The following is a 17678-nucleotide window of genomic DNA, read 5'->3' on the forward strand; positions in this document are numbered from 1 at the left end:
ATTCGACTTGGAGCCCTTCGCCTTAAGGGGTATCATTGTCCCCCTTCCGAGAAATGACCCTGTTTTAAAGATGCGCTACGGCGTATCGGATATTTTCTGACCCACGTAAGGTATGACATGTTCCGGATTGGCCCCTACAGCATCGATAGCAAGGTAATACTGGCACCGATGGCTGGCATCACTGACCGCCCATTTCGCCAGCTATGCCGACGGCTGGGCGCAGGGATGGCTGTGTCCGAAATGGTCATATCTGACACTGCTTTCTGGAAAACCCGCAAATCTGCTTTCCGACTCGACCATACCGGTGAAGCCACACCCCGTTCCGTACAAATCGCAGGTTCCGACCCTGCCATGATGGCGGATGCAGCTCGGATGAATGCTGAACGTGGCGCACAAATTATTGATATCAATATGGGTTGTCCTGCCAAAAAAGTGTGTAACCGGGCAGCAGGTTCAGCACTGATGCGAGAACCCGAGCTGGTCAAAGAGATTCTGGAAGCAGTGGTCAACGCCGTCGATCTGCCAGTAACACTGAAAATGCGTACTGGCTGGTGCCCGGAAAGCCGAAATGGTATTGAGCTGGCTCGTATGGCTGAAGCCATTGGCATTCAGGCACTGGCTGTTCATGGACGCACGCGTGCAGACGGCTACCGTGGTGAAGCCGAGTATGACACCCTCGCACGGATTCGTGATGTCATTCAGATTCCGCTATTTGCCAATGGCGATATCGACTCACCCGAAAAAGCGCACCAGGTTCTGAGAAAAACCGGTGCAGATGCGGTCATGATAGGTCGTGCCGCCCAGGGACGCCCCTGGCTATTTCGTGAGATCGACCACTACCTGCGTACAGGCCAGACACATCCGGCCGCACCGCAGGATGAAATCAGCACAATCATGCAACAACACCTGCAGGCACTTCACCGTTTTTATGGCGAAGTGCTCGGGTTGCGGATTGCGCGCAAGCACATTGGCTGGTACCTGCAACACTTTGAACAGGGACAGGCTTTTCGGAAGAGTTTCAATACAATCGAATCAGTAGAACGACAGAGCAGTGCCCTGGCCGATTTTTTGGCAGAACAGCGCCGCACTGCTGCCTGACATCAGGATTAAGTTTATGAACGCAATGGATAACAAAATTGTGAAAGACTCCCACCTCACACAACCAACCACGCCACCACAGACACTGCGTGACAATGTGCACCAGTCGATGACCAGCTACTTCAAGCAGCTGGATGGCCAGCCGGTCACGGATGTGTACCAGATGGTGCTGTCAGAAATCGAAGCCCCGTTATTTGAAAGTGTCATGGCTTACACCAAAGATAATCAGACCAAAGCTTCTGAATTGCTGGGTCTGAATCGCGGTACGCTGCGAAAGAAACTGAAACAATACGGTCTCCTGTAATTCCTGAACCCACAAACTGGTCCGAGTAATTTATGTCTCAGCTCCCTGTCACCCAAGTCCGCCGTGCATTGATCAGCGTTTCTGATAAAACCGGCATCACCGACTTCGCCCGCGCCCTCAGCGCACGCGGTGTTGAAATCCTCTCTACCGGCGGCACCTACAAACTGCTCCAGGAGCAGGGTATCCCCGCTGTTGAAGTATCTGATCACACCGGTTTTCCTGAAATGATGGATGGCCGCGTCAAAACCCTGCACCCGAAAATTCATGGCGGCATCCTCGGACGCCGTGGTCAGGATGATGCAGTTATGGCGGCTCACAGCATCGCGCCGATCGATATGGTCGTGGTGAACCTCTACCCGTTCGCCCAGACTATTGCCCGGCCTGACTGCGATCTGGACATGGCCATTGAAAACATCGACATTGGCGGCCCGACCATGGTCCGCTCCGCAGCCAAGAACCACAAGGATGTAGCCATCGTTGTTAACAGCAGTGACTATCCGCGTATTCTGGCGGAACTAGATGCACAACAGGGGCTGAGCTACGCCACACGCTTTGATCTGGCGGTCAAAGCCTTTGAACATACCGCTGCTTATGACGGCATGATCGCCAACTATCTGGGTACGCTGACCGAAGGCGATGATCTGGAGCCTGCCAGCTTCCCGCGTACCTTCAACACCCAGTTTATCAAGGCGCAAGAGATGCGCTACGGCGAGAACCCTCACCAGAAAGCCGCTTTTTACGTTGAAGCCAACCCGGCAGAACCCTCTGTGGCAACAGCACGACAGGTACAAGGCAAGGCGCTGTCCTACAACAACGTTGCGGACACAGATGCAGCCCTGGAATGTGTCAAGCCCTTCCGTGAGCCCGCCTGCGTTATCGTTAAACATGCCAACCCGTGCGGCGTAGCGGTTGGAAGCAACCTGCTGGAGGCTTACAACCGGGCCTTCCAGACAGACCCAACCTCTGCGTTTGGCGGCATTATTGCTTTCAACCGCGAACTGGATGGCAAGACGGCCCAGGCCATCGTAGACCGTCAGTTTGTTGAAGTGATTATCGCCCCCACCGTTAGTGCAGAAGCTTCTGACATAGTTGCCAGCAAGCCGAATGTACGCCTGCTCGAGTGTGGTCAGTGGGATGTGCAACGTGCAGCGGGGCTGGACTACAAGCGCGTCAATGGCGGCTTGCTGATCCAGGACCGTGATATCGGCATGATTGATGTTTCACAGTTGAAAATTGTCACTGAGCGCCAGCCATCCGAGCAGGAAATCCGTGACCTGCTGTTCTGCTGGGAAGTAGCAAAGTTTGTTAAGTCCAATGCGATTGTTTATGCACGGGATGGCCAGACGATCGGTATTGGTGCCGGCCAGATGAGTCGCGTCTATTCAGCACGTATTGCTGCCATCAAGGCGGCAGATGAAGGCCTGGAGGTCAAGGGCTCAGTGATGGCATCTGATGCCTTCTTCCCTTTCCGGGATGGCATCGACTCTGCTGCCGAAGCGGGTATTACCGCAGTCATTCAACCCGGCGGCTCCATGCGCGATCAGGAAGTGATCGACGCAGCGAATGAACATGGCATGGCCATGGTCTTTACCGGTATGCGCCATTTCCGCCACTAAACCAGGAGTTTGCATGAAGATACTGATTATCGGTTCCGGTGGACGCGAGCATGCGCTGGCCTGGGCTGTCGCACGCGATACCAAAGTCACCGCGGTGTATGTGGCACCCGGCAACGCAGGCACAGCGCATGAGCCTAAAGTCAGCAACCTGGATCTGGACGCTCTGGATACAGAGGGATTGATCCATTTCGCCCGGCAAGAGGCGATCGATCTGACCATCGTGGGCCCTGAAGCACCGCTGGTCGCGGGTGTGGTGGATGCCTTTCAGGCCGCCGGACTGAAAATATTCGGCCCGAGTGCCGCTGCTGCTCAACTGGAAGGTTCAAAAGCCTTTACCAAGGACTTTTTGGCACGCCACCAGATTCCAACCGGTGCTTACCAGAACTTTACTGATGTGGATGCAGCACTGGCTTACCTGCGTCAACAGGGTGCTCCGATTGTGATCAAAGCGGATGGTCTGGCAGCCGGGAAAGGCGTCATTGTCGCCATGACTCTCAGCGAAGCCGAAGAGGCTGTACGCGACATGCTGGCAGGCAATGCCTTTGGTGATGCCGGACACAGGGTCGTTATCGAAGAGTTTCTGGAAGGTGAAGAAGCCTCCTTTATCGTGATGGTCGATGGCGAACATGTGCTGCCCATGGCAACCAGTCAGGACCATAAACGTGTAGGCGATGCGGATACGGGTCCCAACACCGGCGGAATGGGTGCTTACTCCCCGGCACCGGTGGTTACACCGCAGATTCATGATCGCATCATGCAAGAGGTGATTCTGCCAACTGTCCGCGGCATGGCGGCAGAAGGCAATCCCTATACCGGCTTCCTCTATGCAGGACTGATGATCAGCCCGGCCGGAGAGCCTAAAGTGATTGAGTACAATTGTCGTTTTGGCGATCCGGAAACCCAGCCTATCATGATGCGTCTGAATACCAGCCTGGCTGATCTGTGCCTGGCTGCTCTGGAACAGCGTCTGGATCAGGTGGATGCTGACTGGGATCCTCGTCCTGCTGTTGGCGTCGTCATGGCTGCCGGTGGCTATCCGGGCGACTATCGTAAAGGCGACGAAATTGAACTGCCTGTCGAACTGGACAGTGACAGTAAAATTTTCCATGCCGGTACAGCCTTGGTCTCTGGCAAAGTGGTCACTGCAGGCGGACGTGTGCTTTGCGCCACAGCCCTGGGCAAGAGTGTCAGCGAGGCGCAGCAACGTGCCTATCAGGCCGTGCACCAGATCCGCTGGCAGGATGCATTCTTCCGTCACGATATTGGTTACCGGGCGATTGCACGCGAGCAACAATCGGAATAACAGGAGCGAACCATGGACTGTCTGTTTTGCAAAATTGTGGCTGGCGACATTCCGGCCAACAAGATCTACGAAGATGAACTGGCTGTGGCCTTTATGGATATTAATCCACAGGCTCCCTTTCATGCGCTGATCATTCCGCGCCAGCACCTGGCAACGCTTAATGATATCAGCGTCGAGGATCGTGAGGTGGTTGGACATCTGCACTGGGTCGCCGCAAAACTGGCTGCAGACCATGGCTTTGCTGATGATGGCTACCGCACTGTCTTTAATTGCAATCGACATGGTGGACAAACCGTCTACCATATTCACCTGCACTTGCTGGGCGGCAAACCCTTGGGCTGGCCTCCCTATCAGGATACTCTCAAGGTCGCCATCGACGACTAAGTGACTCTTATGCTGCAGTGCGTCATAATGGCAAAAACTCTGCTATTATGATGCTCTGTGACTAACAAGGAGTCAGACCATGAGTGATGCAAACCCCTCTGTCAGCCTGCGTAAAGAACGTCCACCGGTCCATGATCAGCTGGAGTTCTTTATTGAGCAGGCACGGCAGGCTACACCGATTCGTACGGCTGTCGTTCACCCGGTTGACCATAACAGCCTTATGGGAGCCATCGAAGCTGCCGAGCAAGGCCTGATTGAACCCTTGCTGGTTGGTCCGGAACACAAGATTCGTGCGGCAGCTGAAGCCGAAGGTGTGGATCTGTCCCCTTACGAAATCGTCAGCACCGAGCACAGTCATGAAGCTGCCGAACGTGCGTGCCAACTGGTTCGCTGTGCCGAAGCCGTAGCCCTGATGAAAGGCAGCCTGGGTACCTCGGAGCTGCTGGCAGCGGTGATACACAAAACCAAAGGGATACGTACTGAGCGTCGCCTCAGCCACGTGTGGGTATTCGATATTCCCAACTACCATAAACCTCTGGTCATTACTGATGCCGCCATCAATGTGGCACCCGATCTGCTGACCAAGCGCGACATAGTGCAGAATGCGATTAACTTCTGTCACTCGCTGGGCATTCACAAACCCAAAGTGGCTATTCTGGCCGCTGTCGAGAAAGTGAAACCCGCAATGCAAAGCACGATTGATGCCGCCGCACTGTGCAAAATGGCCGACCGTGGCCAGATCAAAGGTGCCATACTGGATGGTCCTCTGGCATTTGATAACGCCATTTCGTTACAGGCCGCGATTGACAAGCATATCGACTCTCCGGTTTCAGGCGAAGCCGATATATTGCTGGCACCCGACCTTGAGTCTGCCAACATGATTGCCAAGCAGTTGATTTATCTTGCAGGCGCTAAGTCTGCCGGACTGGCTGTCGGCGCAAAAGTGCCCATTATCCTGACCAGCCGTGCCGAAGGTACACTGGGACGCCTGGCCTCCTGTGCCATGGCATCTCACATGGTCTACCATCCGGAACAGGACAGCTGACATGAAAACCCTGTTAACCATTAACGGGGGTTCTTCCAGCCTGAAATGCGGCTTGTATCAAGTCCATCAGGACACACTGGAGAATCTCTGTGTTATCAAACTGGGTAATCTGCTCGGCAGTGGCGTACGCTTCAGTGCCACTGATGCGGCAGGTACCCCACTGGCATCAACCACACTGGATATGGACGATATCGGCCGGGAACAACGGCATCAGGCGGCACTGAATGAAGTGCTCAACTGGCTGCAGCAGCGTTACCCGGACCACCAGCTGGTGGCAACCGGTCACCGCATTGTCCATGGCGGGAACGCTTTCAGCGCGCCGGTGTTGATCGATGACGAAATCAGCAGCCAGCTGTTACAGTTTATCCCGCTGGCGCCGCTGCACCAGCCCTATAACCTGAAGCTGATTGAAGCCATTCGGACACTGCTGCCAGCACTGCCGGTGGTCGGCTGCTTTGACACCATGTTCCACGCCAGCCAGTCACGTCTGGAGCGCCTCTATGCGCTGCCGCGCCGACTCAGCGATGAGGGGGTGATGAAGTATGGCTTTCATGGTCTGTCTTATGAATTTATTCTGCATCAGTTGAAACAGTGTGACAGCAGCCAGCTGAAAACCCTTGTCTGCCATTTGGGCGCAGGGGCCAGCATGTGTGCCATTGCCGATGAACGCTCTGTCGCTTCCAGTATGGGCTTTACGGCTGTTGAAGGTCTGCCCATGGGCAGTCGCTGCGGCAATATAGATCCGGGCGTCCTGCTGTATCTGATGCGTGAATATGCCATGGATGTGGATGCCATTGAGGCGCTGCTGTACAAAGAGAGCGGCTGGTATGGCGTCTCTGGCGGCATCAGTTCAGAAATGCTGGAGCTGCACAAGGCTGCGCACCCGCATGCAGAAGAAGCCATTGACCTGTTCTGCCTGCGCATTGCTGAAGAAGCCGGTCGACTGGCAGCAGCTATGGGGGGAGTCGAGCAGATCGTCTTTACCGGCGGTGTCGGTGAAAATGATGCCGATGTGCGCGCTCGGGTCATTGAGCGTTGCCGCTGGCTGGGTGCAGAACTGGATGCCGAGGCAAACCTGAAACATGCCCTGCAGATCAGTACAGATGCGTCCGCATTAATGCTACGGGTCATTCCAACGGATGAAGAGATGATGATTGCGATGCATACCCTGCATCAAATTCACTGAATCCGATACAGACGGGACCGGCAGCATAGCTGTCAGTCCCTGTTTCCAGAGCAGCTAGAGTCCGCGCTGACGCACCATTTCATACAGACACACACCGGTTGCGACTGAAACATTCAGACTGCTGATGCTGCCCAGCATGGGAATTTTGATCAGCTGGTCACAATGCTCTCGTGTGAGGCGGCGCATGCCTTTACCTTCCGCGCCCATCACCAATGCCGCCGCGCCCTTCAGCTCAACGTCATACAGAGTTTGCTCAGCTTCCCCCGCCGTTCCGGTGATCCAGACACCTGCCTGCTGCAACGCCTGCAAGGCACGCGACAGGTTTGTCACCTGGATATACGGCACAATTTCTGCCGCGCCACAGGCGACCTTGCTGACGGTCGCGTTCAGAGGTGCCGACTTGTCTTTTGGTGCAATCACGGCCAGCACACCCGCAGCTTCAGCCGTCCGCAAACAAGCACCCAGGTTGTGAGGATCAGTTACGCCATCCAGCACCAGAAACAGCGGGTTTTCAGGCAACGATGCGAGGATGTTCTGCAAATCACTGTCATCACCTGCGCTGATCGCCTTGCACTCAGCCACCACCCCCTGATGCACTCCATCCACCATCGCATCCAGCCGCTTACGCGCACTGCGCTGAACGGTGACTCCCGCCGCCTCGGCCTCTGCCAGCAAACCGTTCAGACGGTCATCTTCCCGCCCTTCCTGAACAAACAGCACTTTGACCCGTGCAGGATCTCGCTGCAACACCGAACCGACAGCATGAAGCCCAAACACCCGCTCTGAAGACATGACACCTGACTCTTGAAAATAAAGGTCTATGTTAGCAGAAAACCGATCCGGGGAGGCAGTCTGCCATCAGCAGAATCCTGTACAAGGCTTGAAAAGCCCTGCAGCAGCGACAATACTGAAACACCTCTTAGGTTTTCATCGGTTATCAGGAGCAGATTATGGGTTTTGCACTTTCCAGTATCACACTGAACAGCCAGGCGTTCACCTCTGGCGGTCCTATTCCGGCACGTCATACAGGTGAAGGAGAAGACCTTTCTCCAGCCTTGTCCTGGGACCAGGTTCCCGATGGCACCCAAGCCTTTGCCATCATCTGTCACGACCCGGATGCCCCGCTGGTAAAACAAGGCAGTTATGGTTTTGTCCACTGGGTGCTATACAACCTGCCCGGCAATTTACGTCATCTGGAAGAAGCCACGACTGAAGGTACGTCAGGCAGCAATGACTTCGGCAAGTCGGGTTATGGTGGCCCTATGCCCCCTGAAGGACACGGCACTCATCATTACTATTTCTGGATACTGGCACTGGACCGCCCGCTGGATCTGCCTGCCGGTCTGAGTATGGCCGAGCTACTGAGCCAGACAGAACCCTATTTGCTTGGCATCAATCGGCTGGTGGGCACTTATCAGCGTGGCTAGTGTTGACTCTCAACGTGAAACAACCTCCAAGCCTTCGCGTACCAGGTAGCAGCCTCCCTTACACGCCCGGTTGTGATAGGTTGCCCCATCAATTGCGATGCAGACGTTTGGATAGATCATGATTTTGACCGTCACTGTGGCATCACAGTGCGTCTGCTTGCGGCCGTTCAGTCGTGCCTGAACGGCCTTGATCCGTTCGGCCTTCTGTACATAAGCTTGACGCGTAGCCTTAATTTTAAGACTCAACTGTTCGTTGATTGATGTTTTATGCTCCGGACTTTCAGAAGAGGCGAGCACTTTCTCCAGTTTTTCACAGTTAGCAAGGCAATTGCTGTACTCCGTCTGAAGCTGCTCTTCCAGCTTGCGTTTACAATTGACTCTGCCGACTCGGACCTGCGTCGGAACATTCGCATCACTCCCAAGGCAATTGGCAACTATTTCACTGCGGGCAAGGATTTTTCCACCGATAATACAGCCCTTACTACCAGGCTGGGTCAGATAGACGCCTCCCTTGGCAGACAGGTGGCTTTGCAACACAAACTCACGAACAATAATATCACCGCCGGCACGAAGATAAGCCAGATTGGTATATTTAGCTCTGATATTACCGCCTGCTCTGAGGCGTGCCTTGAGAATCAGCTCGTTATTCTGATCACGTCCCAGGTCCTCTCCTGCCACACCGCCAACAACAGTCAGATTTCGACCGGCAATCACGGTGGCTTTTTCAACCATACCGCGAATCACAATATCGCCAGTTGCCTTGAGCGAAAAGCCACTGGTAACGTCGCCTTTCACCTCAACCGACCCATCAAAATCGATATTGCCACTCTCAAGGTTGATCGAATCAATCCGGAGTGTTGGGTCAACAAAGACACCATTTCCTAGCAGTACAGGATGTCCTTTGACCGTGGCGACTAGTTGATCCGGATTATCCGGATCAACGATTGCACCTTCCACATCAGTATTGAACTCCAGTACTTCTCCGGGTTCAGCAGGCAACACCTCACCCAGCACAGTCAATCCAGGTACGCCAGCGGTAGGCGGCAAGCGCTGCATCAGCACTTCTCCCCTTTCAACCACAATAAAATCCTGCACCTGATGAAAGTCAACCTGCTCTTCTTCTGAATAGCCCGGAAGCAGCTTTTTACAGCCTTCAACAAGCACTTCAAACCGGCTATTCAATCCAGACACAGGTTCAATACCACGCGCCACACAGAGACGTTCCGCCTGACCAACCGTCAGCACCTGATCCAAGGCAGCCTGATCCACACAGGTTTCATCGATCCCCTGCGCTTGCAGCTCTTCAATCAACCAGTCACGGGTTATTGCTTTACCGCCACAAGATGGCAGCACTGTTAGATACACGGCCATTTTATCGGGGTTGACCATCCATTCCAGCTCAGCATCTCGTTGATACGCTATGACTTTACTGCACGCATTGCCCTGGCTGGCCTGGAGAATCAGTTCGTCTATCGCAGAATGAGATGTATAAAACGCACCATATCCCTGAGCGTCCAAAAGTGCCTGAAGCATGGGTAAGTCTATTTTATGCGCAGCCGGAGAGGACTCCAGTGTTGCCAGTACGGACCGGGTGTCTGGATCGAAAGTGAACAAAACCGCTGAAACCAGAGACTGATTTGCAGCAGTGTTGTCCTGGGAAGGTTCAGCTGCTAATGAGGACATAGGCCTTTGTAATTATTCTAATGGCTCAAATCGGCTGACTTTGTCAACCATAATACTAACCTATAGCATAACAACTGATCAAAAATCAAACAGCAACATCTAATACAGACGTCTGCGCGACTATATACATCCTCCAGTGCCTGTAAAAACCCAGCACTTAGCCAGTAGTCCAGCAGACCCTATCAACACAAGGTTTGACGATATACCAACCCCAGATGTGATACGGCATCGTCTATCTGATCGGCCGTATCTGCGCTGAAACCCAGAATTAACCCCTGCTGTTGGTTCAAGGGGTCGTAGGCCGATAAAGGACGGGCTCCTATGCCCTCCTGATTGAGGCGCTGACATAGAGCCTGATCCGCACGACCCGATGGCAAAGCCTGAACCAGATGCATACCGCCACCTGCATCAATCACAGGCAATTCAGATAAAGGCGAAGCCGCGATAGCTGTGATGAGCGCCTCACGGCGTTGCTGGTAAAGCTGGCGCATTTTTTTCAAATGCCGACTGTAATAGCCCTCAGCCATGAATTTACCAAGCGCATGCTGAGACAGGCGCGTCAGCCCACCATCCTGATAGCCACGTAACTTGAGCATGCCCGGTACCAGGGCTGGCGGGAGTACCAGATAGCCCAAGCGCAACGCTGGAAACATGGTGCGGCTGAAGGTCCCGGTATAGATCACCCGCTGTTCTCGACTTAATGCATAGAGGGCTGTGATGGGCTGCCCGGTGGCAAACTCGCAGTCAAAATCATCTTCAATAATCCAGCAGTCTTGCTGTTCAGCCCAGTTCAGTAACGCCAGCCGAGCCTGTAGAGTCAGCGTGTGTCCCAATGGAAAATTACGTGAGGGCGTCACACACAAACACGCTGCCTTCAACCCAGTCGGCAACCCTTGTTGTAATAGCTGCCAACTGATTGATTCAACCTTCGCACCGGCTGCTCGCATCACTGCCGCTGTTCCCGGATAACCTGGCGATTCAACTAATACCCTGTCATTCGGACATAACAGCAACTCAGCTACCAGATGCAGGGCTTGCTGCGAACCTGAAGTAATCAGCAGCTGTGATGCATCCACCTGAATACCCCGACGGCTCGCCAGATGCATGACCAGTTCCTCTCGCAACAACCCATCTCCCGCCAAAGGGGTGTGCTGAAGCTGATGCCGGGAGACCGACTGACCCAGGCAGCGTTTCCACTGCTGTAATGGAAACGCATCCAAAGCAGGAACCGCCGGCTGTAGACGCTGAGGGGCACGTGTTTCCGGTATACGAAATGCCTGCAAAGCATCCAGGCGGTGATTTAAACCCGGTAGCGATGATTGAGCCAAAGCATCTGAGTGGGTTACAGGCGCATGCCGCAACAGATGGGCAGGCAAATCAATCACAAAGCTGCCGGCCCCCTGACGGGCTTCAATATAGCCTTCCGCTTGTAACAACTCAAAGGCGCTTTTCACCGTATTACGGGACACATTCAACTGATGGGCAAGCTCCCGCGTAGCCGGTAGTTGCTCACCGCTTTTCAGCTCGGCAGCGAGTATGGCTTGCTGCAACCAGACAAACACCTGTCGATAACGAGGCAAGCCGGGATGGGTTAAAGGATTAAACGGAGTCAGAGGCAAGCGTGTCAATATTGGGCCTATTAATTTTACAGAAATTGGATCTTTTACTACCCATTTTAGCCCCCTACACTGAGATTTATCCACAGTAAAGGACACGACCATGAGCACCTATCCAATCAATGATCGAAACCGCGTTATCCGCGGCCCCAAGCGAGCCAATTATGATCAGGCTGTTATTCATGCCATTATTGATGAAGCCTTGGTATGCCACCTTGCCTGTGGTGATGAACAGGCATCTTATATTCAGCCCACACTGCACTGGCGGGTAGGTGAGACCCTCTATGTACATGGCTCTGCCAAAAACGGGCTGTTTCAGCGGCTGATTAATGGCGCGGAAGGCAGCATTGCGATTACGCTGTTGGATGGGATCGTCTTTGCACGCTCTGCCTTTCACCATTCGGTGAACTACCGTAGTGTGATTCTGTATGGCAAGGCCAGACTGGTAACCGATGAAGCAGAAAAGTGTGCATCACTGGATGCATTGATGGAAAAGTTCCATAGCGGCCGCTCAAAAGAAGCACGCCCTGCCAATGCGACGGAACTCAAAGCCACCAGCGTTCTGGCATTCACGCTCAGCAACATTGCCGCCAAAATCAGAACCGGAGGCCCGGTCGATGATCCGGAGGATATGCAACTGCCGGTTTGGGCAGGTGTTCAACCCATACACCTGCAACTCGGCGAAATTATCTACGAGTAACCCGCTATCGGAACCCATCTAACGGTATCGATCATGTTCCGCATACCAGTGTTTTTTGTCTTCATACATCCGCTCATCAGCACACTTCAGGACCTCATCCGGCGGTACCTGATCAGAGCAGGCCAGACCAACACTGAGTTCAACAGGTACAGCCAGGGTGTCACCTTGATCAGTGGGCAAAGATACCACCCGCCCCTTGACGTTGTCGTGGATACGCTGCATCAGGGCCCTGGCACCTTGCCCTGTTTCATCCATACACAGGATGACAAATTCATCACCACCAAATCGAAATAAACGATCATCTTCTCTGCAGATCGCACGCAAAGCATCGGCTGCGCTGCAAATCAATTGATCACCCGCGATATGGCCGTATTGATCATTGATCTGTTTTAAGCCAATCAGATCGATCAAAATAACGCTAAAATGTGCATTCACATTATCACGGAGCCTTAACTGAGCCTTGGCGATTTCCTGCTCCAACCGACCACGATTATAGATACCGGTTAGCGCATCCCGCTCAGCAGCGGATTTCAACTCCAGGGAGAGCAACTTGTTGGCAATCGTGGTACTGAGCTGTTTCAGTAGCAACTTCATCGATTGACGCTCATCCTCAGGCAGCTTCTGCCCATGAATCAGCAACAGCCCTTGAAAACGATCAAAGCGCTGCTTCAACGGAAACACATAACTATCATTACCCTGATCTGTGATGTTCACAAAATGCCCTTTAGGTAAATACTCACTCACCCGAGACAACTGGCACTGCAAACGGTCACGCTGCTCCTCGTCCAGATCCTGGGTATAAGCGGCAAAGTGCAGGGCAGACACCTCTGGATCTTTAAGTACAAATCCAAAGGATTGATTCGGATAAAGTCCTTGCAGCACTTTCAAGGCCTCATCAATCAGGCGTTCAAGGGTTTCTGATTGATCTCCCAAATCAGTCAGTTTAAGCATGGTTAAAAAAATAACATTCTTCTTTTCGGCGTCTGTTTTGGTACAGAACAGACGCCGGTTCTGTATGGACAGTACTCTGGCAACAAGAAAAATATAGACCAGCAGTGCAATCATGGTCATGACTTCGATACCCAGCGGGGCCTCGGGTGACCAGTGAGTTCCAAACAACAAAGCGCCAACCAGCAGGCCCGCACCATAACAGCAAGCCGCACGTATAAACTGAGACAAGCCACCGGTCATCGTGTTGTTCAGAATAACCGCAGCCAGAAACGTAAAGCTGACCCAGCCGGAAAATTCGATCACAACTGTCCATAAGGCCAGCATAAACGCATCGAACATCATGGCAGGAATTTCGACCCCCTTGCGTGATTCACGTAAACGGTCGAACCAATACACACCATGGGGATAGAGCAAAAAATAGACAGCCGCAGAAAAATAGATCCAGGCGGACCAGTCACGAACATACGTCAGCCAGGAAATGGCAACAAAAATCGCAACAAATCCGAACACCCGTGGCATGTAATTGATGCGCGTTAACCGCGGCAAGCGATTAATGCGAGATTCTCTGGCAATTTCTGTCAGTGTACGATCTCCTGATTATTATTTTTTTGGAGTGTAAAGAAGCATAAACCGCCTATTCTGAATAGGCAATCCGTCTTCCGGATCGGGCGTTATTCGAGACCAGGTGCGGGTCAAGCAAGGAGAGAAAGTGCAGAAGCTGAAGAGAAAACTGAAAACATCTGAGTGCCCGGCAATACCGGGCACTCAACCGATCAAATATCCTTGACCAGTCGCAACGCGTCATAGATAGCCGCATGGGTATTACGTGCGGATACCGCGTCCCCAATCCGATAGAGACGGAAGCGCCCTTCAGGGTTGCGAACCGCTGTTTGCGGCTGTCCGGCAATCAGCGCATCATAATCCACAGCTCCCAGATTCAGGGCATGGGGCTTCAGCTCAAAATATAGCTCGTCCAGCGGCAGGGTTCCGTGGTTCACCACCACCTGATCAACATGGCGAGTATTGAGTACGCCACCATAGTCGCTGCTCAATCGCGCCAGCAACCCGCCCTCATGGCGTTCCACAGACGCCAGACGATAGGTGACAGTGAAGGTCACCTCTTGTGCCTGCAAGCTGCGCATATAGGGCACCAGGTTCATCGCCATAACTTCCGGTGCAAAGGTGCGATCCGGCGTCATGATTTCCACTTTGGCACCACTGGCCGCAATCGTCTCGGCTGCCTGCAACGCAGCATGATCCCCGGCATCATCATAAATCAGTACATTGCGCCCCGGTTTCACATCACCCGCAATAATATCCCAGGTCGATACCACCAGTTCATTCCCCTGGCTTAGCACATCCGTATGCGGCAAGCCACCTGTGGCCAGAATTACCACATCGGCTTCTTCAGCCAGCACATCCGCGGCTTCTGCCCAGGTGTTAAAACGGAATTGCACCCCGAGACGCTCGCACTCAGCCATACGCCAATCGATAATACTGATCATCTCCCGACGACGCTCACTCTGCGCAGTCAGGCGTACCTGTCCGCCCGGCAGGGCAGCAGCCTCCATGACCGTAACCTGATGCCCCCGTTCTGCTCCCACTCTGGCGGCCTCCAGACCGGCTGGACCTGCACCGACGATTAACATTTTTTTGGGTTCTGCCGCTGCAGGTATATCATGCGGCATGGTCAATTCACGTCCGGTCGCGGGGTTATGAATACAGTAGGCGTCCCCGCCCTGATAGATGCGGTCCAGGCAAAAATTGGCCCCGACACACGGACGAATGCGATCTTCCTCACCGGCCAGAATTTTCCGAACAATATGTGGGTCCGCCATGTGCGCGCGGGTCAGGCCTACCATATCCAGTTTGCCGGAATCGATAGCATAACGTGCCGTCGCAATATCCGGGATTTTGGCCGCATGAAACGTCGGCATACCCGTCAGTTTTCGTACTTCTCCGGCAAAATCGAGATGTGGTGCATTACGCATGCCCTGCACCGGAATCACATCCGTCAGCCCGGCATCGGTATCGATATGTCCACGAATCACGTTGAGGAAATCGACCATACCACTGGCTTTCAACTGCTCGGAGATCCACAAGCCGTCTTCAACGGAAATCCCGCCTGGCAGCTGTTCATCGGCGGTATAACGTATTCCGACAATAAACTGCTCACCCACACGTTTACGAATTTCGCGCAATACATCAAAGGTGAACAGCAGGCGGTTTTCCAGTGAGCCGCCATAGGGCCCCTCCAGCGTATTGGTCAAGGGTGACCAGAACTGATCCATTAGATGCCCATAGGCCTGCAGCTCGATACCATCCAGTCCAGCCGCATGCATGCGCTCGGCAGCATCCGCATAGTCTTTGATAATCCGCTCAATATCCCAGTCTTCCATTTTTTTCGGAAAAGCCCGATGGCTGGCTTCACGATGATGTGACGGAGACACGACAGACAGCCAATCCCCTTTGGCCCAATGGGTCCGCCGTCCCAAATGGGTCAGCTGAATCATGACGGCCGTTCCATGCTCGTGGCAAGCATCGGCCAAATCACGCATATAGGGCACCACTTCATCCTTGTAGGCCAGAATATTGTTGAACACCGGAGGGCTGTCTTTAGACACCGTCGCCGAGCCTGCTGTCATGGTCAGGGCAATACCCGCTTTTGCCCGTTCAGCATGGTAGGCACGGTATTTGGCTTTCGGCATACCATCTTCCGGGTAAGCCGGCTCATGCGCCGTGGTCATGATACGGTTTTTCAACGTCAGATGCTTTAACTGATAGGGTTGCAACAGTGGATCTTTGGACCGTGAATCGTTGGACATGGCGACAGGCTCCCGGTGTGTTGTTATATTCAGCAGACTAGTAAAAATGTACATGTGTGTCAATTATAGGTACATCAATGAACACAAGATTGCCTTGAACGACCAAAGCCCGTATTCTTCGCGACATGAATATGCCTGAAACCGGCTGGCGCGGCTCGCCAGAAGTCTGGATAGATATTGCCTATGACATGCTGATTTCGCGTGGAGTGGAATCTGTACGCATACAACCGCTGGCCAAGCAGCTGGGGCTTTCACGTACCAGTTTTTACTGGTTTTTCAAAGATCGGGAAGCCTTGCTGGATGCGCTGGTACAGCGCTGGAAGGACAAAAATACTGGCAATCTGATTCAGCAAACCGAAGCCTATGCTGAATCAGTCAGTGAAGCTGTACTCAATGTGTTTGACTGCTGGCTGGATCCGGATTTGTTTGATGATGCTTTCGAGTTTGCAATGCGCCACTGGGCACTGCAATCCGAGCAGGTAGCGACAGAAATCGATCAGGCTGATCAACGTCGTTTACACGCATTGCGCAGTCTGTTCGAGCGTTTTGGTTATACCGGACAGGAAGCGGACATTCGGGCTCGCACCCTTTATCTGACTCAAATAGGCTATGTGTCCATGCGGACCCGGGAGAGTCTGGATGTGCGCATGACACGTATCGAAAACTATGTGCGGGTATTTACCGGTCACGGCCCATCGGATAGTGAACTCAAGCGCTTTTATCATCGCCATGGGTTCACCGACCCGATAAATTGAGCCCTGACACAGCAGGGCTGCCGGTTAATCAGCCCTGAAGGCTGGCAAACACCTTGTCACGGATCTCTTCAACACTACCCACACCCGCCACATAGACATAGGTGGGTGCATTGGCTGCATCCTGCTCAGCCCAGCCTTTGTAATAGTTGATCAGCGGCTTGGTCTGATCATGATACACATTCAGACGCTGACGTACGGTGTCTTCCTGGTCATCTGCACGTTGAACCAGTTCCTCACCTGTGACATCATCCACGCCTTCTACCTTGGGCGGGTTGAAAATAACATGGTAAGTCCGTCCTGATCCCGGATGCACACGACGACCACTCATTCGCTTGATGATCTCTTCATCATCCACATCGATCTCAACCACCGCATCAATTTTGACACCGGCATCTTTCAATGCATCGGCCTGGGGCAGCGTTCTCGGAAAACCGTCAAACAGAAAACCCTTGGCACAATCCGCTTCGGTAATACGCTCTTTAACCAGGCCAATAATAATGTCGTCCGACACCAGACCACCCTCATCCATGACTTTTTTCGCCTGCACACCCAGTGGTGTACCGGCTTTGACAGCTGCACGCAGCATATCACCGGTGGAGATCTGCGGAATGCCGAACTTCTCAGTAATAAACTGGGCCTGGGTACCTTTACCGGCACCGGGTGCGCCGAGCAGAATGATTCGCATTGAGGGTTTACTCCTGATTGATTTCTAATAAGTTTTTCGCCAGCTATCTGCATTGAGCCGGAACACACAAAAAATAGTCCCCGAGGGTAACGTTACCGGG

Annotated in this window: 16 protein-coding genes; 10 read left to right on the plus strand and 6 right to left on the minus strand. The window is 53.3% G+C overall.

The genetic code is table 11. The features are described 5' to 3' along the window. Window positions 1-117 precede the first annotated feature (117 nt). The 7 genes from dusB to ADINL_RS09920 all read left to right on the plus strand — a co-directional run bounded on the left by dusB (window position 118) and on the right by ADINL_RS09920 (window position 6936). Window positions 118-1098 (plus strand): tRNA dihydrouridine synthase DusB, encoded by a 981-nt coding sequence (gene dusB / locus ADINL_RS09890; protein WP_036547225.1) that lies wholly within the window; start codon window positions 118-120, stop codon window positions 1096-1098. A 25-nt stretch (window positions 1099-1123) separates the two neighbouring features. Then, entirely contained in the window at window positions 1124-1402 is a 279-nt protein-coding gene (gene fis / locus ADINL_RS09895) for a DNA-binding transcriptional regulator Fis (protein ID WP_036547323.1), read from the plus strand. 32 nt (window positions 1403-1434) lie between these two features. After that, entirely contained in the window at window positions 1435-3018 is a 1584-nt protein-coding gene (gene purH, locus ADINL_RS09900; protein ID WP_036547228.1) for a bifunctional phosphoribosylaminoimidazolecarboxamide formyltransferase/IMP cyclohydrolase, read from the plus strand. A gap of 13 nt (window positions 3019-3031) precedes the next feature. Next, window positions 3032-4321, plus strand: a complete 1290-nt coding sequence (gene purD, locus ADINL_RS09905) for a phosphoribosylamine--glycine ligase (protein ID WP_036547233.1) — start codon at window positions 3032-3034, stop codon at window positions 4319-4321. A 12-nt stretch (window positions 4322-4333) separates the two neighbouring features. Next, window positions 4334-4705, plus strand: coding sequence for a histidine triad nucleotide-binding protein (locus ADINL_RS09910; RefSeq protein WP_036547236.1), 372 nt, complete (start codon window positions 4334-4336; stop codon window positions 4703-4705). A gap of 79 nt (window positions 4706-4784) precedes the next feature. Next, window positions 4785-5750, plus strand: a complete 966-nt coding sequence (locus ADINL_RS09915; RefSeq protein WP_036547238.1) for a bifunctional enoyl-CoA hydratase/phosphate acetyltransferase — start codon at window positions 4785-4787, stop codon at window positions 5748-5750. A 1-nt stretch (window position 5751) separates the two neighbouring features. Further along, entirely contained in the window at window positions 5752-6936 is a 1185-nt protein-coding gene (locus ADINL_RS09920) for an acetate/propionate family kinase (RefSeq protein ID WP_036547241.1), read from the plus strand. Between the two features lie 54 nt (window positions 6937-6990). On the opposite strand, the gene rlmB is transcribed toward ADINL_RS09920, so the two are convergent. Beyond that, the gene (gene rlmB / locus ADINL_RS09925; protein WP_036547243.1) at window positions 6991-7728 is read right to left on the minus strand and encodes a 23S rRNA (guanosine(2251)-2'-O)-methyltransferase RlmB; all 738 of its coding nucleotides are present in this window, start codon (window positions 7726-7728) and stop codon (window positions 6991-6993) included. Window positions 7729-7886: 158 nt separating this feature from the next. Between rlmB and ADINL_RS09930 the strand changes: the two genes are divergently transcribed. Then, window positions 7887-8363, plus strand: a complete 477-nt coding sequence (locus ADINL_RS09930) for a YbhB/YbcL family Raf kinase inhibitor-like protein (protein WP_036547246.1) — start codon at window positions 7887-7889, stop codon at window positions 8361-8363. A 9-nt stretch (window positions 8364-8372) separates the two neighbouring features. Here the strand turns inward: ADINL_RS09930 and ADINL_RS09935 are convergent, their stop codons facing one another. Together ADINL_RS09935 and pdxR are read right to left on the minus strand one after the other, a co-directional pair. Next, the gene (locus ADINL_RS09935; protein ID WP_084154468.1) at window positions 8373-10046 is read right to left on the minus strand and encodes a DUF342 domain-containing protein; all 1674 of its coding nucleotides are present in this window, start codon (window positions 10044-10046) and stop codon (window positions 8373-8375) included. Between the two features lie 182 nt (window positions 10047-10228). Beyond that, a complete protein-coding gene (pdxR, locus tag ADINL_RS09940; RefSeq protein WP_051632709.1) occupies window positions 10229-11674 on the minus strand; it encodes a MocR-like pyridoxine biosynthesis transcription factor PdxR in 1446 nt (481 codons plus the stop codon). A 91-nt stretch (window positions 11675-11765) separates the two neighbouring features. Here pdxR and ADINL_RS09945 point away from each other — a divergent pair, with 91 nt between their 5' ends. Next, complete coding sequence (locus tag ADINL_RS09945; RefSeq protein WP_036547251.1) at window positions 11766-12362, plus strand: pyridoxamine 5'-phosphate oxidase family protein; 597 nt, start codon at window positions 11766-11768, stop codon at window positions 12360-12362. An 18-nt stretch (window positions 12363-12380) separates the two neighbouring features. Here the strand turns inward: ADINL_RS09945 and ADINL_RS15990 are convergent, their stop codons facing one another. After that, window positions 12381-13859: a sensor domain-containing diguanylate cyclase gene (locus ADINL_RS15990; RefSeq protein ID WP_152547660.1), complete on the minus strand. Its 1479-nt coding sequence runs from the start codon at window positions 13857-13859 to the stop codon at window positions 12381-12383. A 227-nt stretch (window positions 13860-14086) separates the two neighbouring features. Beyond that, a complete protein-coding gene (locus tag ADINL_RS09955) occupies window positions 14087-16138 on the minus strand; it encodes an NADH:flavin oxidoreductase (RefSeq protein ID WP_036547253.1) in 2052 nt (683 codons plus the stop codon). 125 nt (window positions 16139-16263) lie between these two features. Here ADINL_RS09955 and ADINL_RS09960 point away from each other — a divergent pair, with 125 nt between their 5' ends. After that, a complete protein-coding gene (locus tag ADINL_RS09960; RefSeq protein WP_204368229.1) occupies window positions 16264-16893 on the plus strand; it encodes a TetR/AcrR family transcriptional regulator in 630 nt (209 codons plus the stop codon). A 28-nt stretch (window positions 16894-16921) separates the two neighbouring features. On the opposite strand, the gene adk is transcribed toward ADINL_RS09960, so the two are convergent. Then, window positions 16922-17578, minus strand: coding sequence for an adenylate kinase (gene adk, locus ADINL_RS09965; RefSeq protein ID WP_036547256.1), 657 nt, complete (start codon window positions 17576-17578; stop codon window positions 16922-16924). Window positions 17579-17678 lie beyond the last annotated feature (100 nt).

Source organism: Nitrincola lacisaponensis (genome assembly GCF_000691225.1).
Classification (GTDB): domain Bacteria; phylum Pseudomonadota; class Gammaproteobacteria; order Pseudomonadales; family Balneatricaceae; genus Nitrincola; species Nitrincola lacisaponensis.